At 58.6% G+C, this 2755-nt stretch carries 3 protein-coding genes; all 3 read right to left on the bottom strand.

Annotated features, from left to right (window positions below; genetic code table 11):
- Positions 1–344: 344 nt before the first annotated feature.
- Positions 345–1190, bottom strand: coding sequence for a sugar phosphate isomerase/epimerase family protein (locus AB5405_RS09515; protein WP_117770651.1), 846 nt, complete (start codon positions 1188–1190; stop codon positions 345–347).
- Between the two features lie 112 nt (positions 1191–1302).
- Entirely contained in the window at positions 1303–2136 is an 834-nt protein-coding gene (locus AB5405_RS09520; protein WP_006235883.1) for a PTS system mannose/fructose/sorbose family transporter subunit IID, read from the bottom strand.
- Positions 2117–2755: PTS mannose/fructose/sorbose/N-acetylgalactosamine transporter subunit IIC (locus tag AB5405_RS09525; protein WP_368138317.1), on the bottom strand; the 639-nt coding region annotated here is incomplete at its 5' end. The genes AB5405_RS09525 and AB5405_RS09520, both read right to left, overlap by 20 nt.

Here is a 2755-nt window from a genome sequence, read left to right on the forward strand (position 1 = left end):
TCGTAGACGTTCCTGCCGTCCTCGAGGTAGCCCTCCTGGTCGAAGTGCATGATCTCGATCTTCTCGGTCTCCTTCATGTGTGTCCTCCCATCACATGTGCGCAATTCTATACATCGCGCTTCTTGCTGATACCAATTATAGCCATACGATTGCTTGTTATTTAATACCAATCCAAACTCACGGAGATTTGCGGCGAACGGTCGGTTTCCTCGCCCGAGTGGTATTACAACGCCAATAGTTGTCTATTTCGAGCGCTACTGCCAACGGGTTCCCCACAACTCGCCAGCTATAAAAGCGTTGCGCCAGACCCGCCCAAGCGTTTCCGGCGCAACCGCGCAGTTTAGTTATTCGGCTTCCATCTCCGCTGTCACACGGCGATACATCTCGATAACCTGAGTCGTCGCCTTGGACGGATCTTGATAGTAGCGGCCATCACACGTCTCGGCCGAGACATAGCCCGTATAGCCGTGGCGCATGAGTGCCTCGAGGTCGGCACGCATATCACGCTCGCCGTCGCCCCAGGCAAGATGCGTCGTGCCGCCGCCCACATCTACAAAGTGGGTGTGAACGATCTTGTCGCCCAAAACCTCAAAGTAGCCGTCGATCGTGTCGCCGGCAACTTCCATGGCGCCAAAGTCGATACAGGCCTTCAGGTTGGGACGATCGACCGCCTCGAGGATGCGCGCGACATCCTGTGCCGTATTGACCAACACGGACTCCGACGGCTGCAGGGCCTCGAGCGCGACGCGAATACCGCGCGTATCGGCGTAGTCGCACACCGAGCGCAGCATGGCAACGCTGCGGGCCCAGGCGTCCTCAGCCGGCTCGTCCAGATAGGCCCAACCACTCGTCACCAGAATCTGCGGCACGCCCAACTCAACGGCAACGTCGATCACATTCTTAAAGTACGAGAGGATGCGTTTTTGGCCCGCCTCACCGCGCACCGCGACGTTCCATGGCTTGGGGTTGTTCTGCTCGGGGCACACGCACACGATCTTGATACCGTATTGGGCGGCAAGATCGCGAATCTTATCCACCGAATCGTGCTCATGGCAATCCACATACAGGTGCATCGAGCCGGTCCACAGCTCGATATTGCGATAGCCGGCCTCACCTGCAGCCTTAAAAAACGTCTCGATGCTGTAGTAACGATGGTTGATGTTCATGAGCGAAAGCTCGGGTACGACCATAGCCCTCCCCTTTCGTACGGAGTTTTAAAAAACAGGGGGCCGCCGCAGATGCGACAAGCCCCCCAAAGATCGACGCAACCGTTAGACGCGATGGAAGCGCGATTCGAACATATTAGGCAAGCACGCCAAAGTAAGCGCCGATGATGCCCACGACCATGGTGCAGAGGATCAGGACCATCGGGTTGATCTTCTTGGAGAGCAGCCAGTAGTAGAGCCAGAAGGCGGCCATACCGAGCATACCGGGCATGATGCCGTCCAGGATGTCCTGGAGAGTCTGGGCGGAGTCGCCCTGACCAATGGCGATGGGCAACGAAGCCCAGAACATGTCCTTGCTCATGGCGCCGACGACCATAACGCCGACAATGCCGACGCAGGCCATGATCTTTTGCATCAGGCCGGTCTTCTGAGCCTCGTCGAGGAAGCCAATGCCTAGCTCATAACCCTTGATAGCGCCAAAGATACGAATCAGGAACGCCGGGATGTTGTAGACGAGCAGGAAGGCGATGGGGCCAAAGACGTTGCCGGCCTGGCACAGGCTGATGCCCACGGCAGCGGCGACGACGCGCAGGGTGGACAGGAAGAAGGAGTCACCCAGGCCGGAAAGCGGACCCATGAGGGCGGCCTTGATGTCGTTGACGCTCTCGGGCTCAACCTCGCCACGAGCGACCTTTTCTTCCATGGCCATCGCGATGCCGCCCACGAAGGGAGCGAGCTGCGGGGTGATGTTGAAGAATGCGCTGTGACGGTGCAAGGCCTCGGCGTAATCATCGGGACGGCCGGCATAGATCTTCTTGAGCATGTTGGCGACCATCAGGCAGAAGGCAATGTTCATCTGCTTGTAGTAGGTCCAGGAGAATTCCATGCCCAGGGCGCCGGTGTTCACGGCGCTCTTAATGAGGTCGGAGCGAGTAATCTGGTTCTCGGAATTAGAAGTCATCGTCCTCATCCCCTTCCACAGAAAGCTGGGACTGGGCGCCACCAAGGCCCAGCAGGTCGTACTTGTCGATGCCGATGATGATTGCGATCAGGGCGACGCCGAGGACGGGCACGTTGGCATAGGAGCACAGCAGGAAGCCCAGGAAGTAGAACGGCACGAGCTGCTTGGTAAGCACCAGACGGCCGAGCATGGCGAAGCCCATGGCAGGCAGGATGTTGGCTGCGACGCCAAAGCCATCGAGGACGAACGTCGGGATGAAGTCGAGCAGGCCCTGAACGGCGTCGGCACCCAGATAGAAGGAGACCGAGCACAGGATAAAGGCCAGGACGACAATCACGAGACCGATAATCCAGTGCATAGCGTAGATACCCTTGAGGTTACCCTTGCTGGCAAAGACGTCGGCACGGTCGACCAGAAGGGGCATACCGGCGTTGACGACGTTCTTAATGGCCAGGCACAGAGTGGCGATGGGCATCGCGAGCGCGATAGCGGCCTCGGTGCTCTGACCCAGCTGAATAGCGAAGGCGCAGGCGAGCACACCGCCAATACACTCATCGGGCGGCACGTAAGCGCCGATGGAGATTGAACCCATGAAGAGCAGCTCGAGGCTCGCACCGATGGCGAGGCC

Origin of the sequence: Collinsella aerofaciens, from assembly GCF_040920445.1 — a bacterium.
In the GTDB taxonomy this organism is placed as follows: Bacteria; Actinomycetota; Coriobacteriia; order Coriobacteriales; family Coriobacteriaceae; genus Collinsella; species Collinsella aerofaciens_BH.